This window comes from Adlercreutzia equolifaciens, from assembly GCF_029076695.1.
Lineage (GTDB): Bacteria > Actinomycetota > Coriobacteriia > Coriobacteriales > Eggerthellaceae > Adlercreutzia > Adlercreutzia equolifaciens_A.
The window spans coordinates 1-317 of the sequence record NZ_JARFIK010000260.1; the positions used below are offsets into that span (position 1 = coordinate 1).

A 317-nucleotide genomic window follows, 5' to 3' on the forward strand; every position below is an offset into this window, starting at 1 on the left:
CAGGACAACGCACCGATGCCCGAGCCCAAGGGGGGCGGTCCAAAGCTCCCCCCTCATAACATTGAAGCCGAGCAGGCCGTGCACAGCGCGTGCATCCTGGATGCCGATATCAATGAAGAGTTGGTCATCAAGCTGCGTCCCGAGCACTTCTTTCGCCCGGCCCACCAAATCATCTTCGAGAGTATTCGCAATCTGACGCAGCGCAATATTCCCGTGGATCAAATCTCCCTGGCCGATACGCTGCAATCGGCGGGGCAGCTGGAAGCGGTGGGCGGCCGCCCCTACTTGGCCGAGCTTGCCGACTATTCCTGCGCCCG

General features: G+C 61.2%; 1 protein-coding gene. It reads left to right on the top strand.

Features of this window, described 5'->3' with window-relative positions; translation table 11 throughout:
* Positions 1–78: 78 nt before the first annotated feature.
* Positions 79–317: DnaB-like helicase N-terminal domain-containing protein (locus tag PZH32_RS12320; RefSeq protein ID WP_275208539.1), on the top strand; the 239-nt coding region annotated here is incomplete at its 3' end.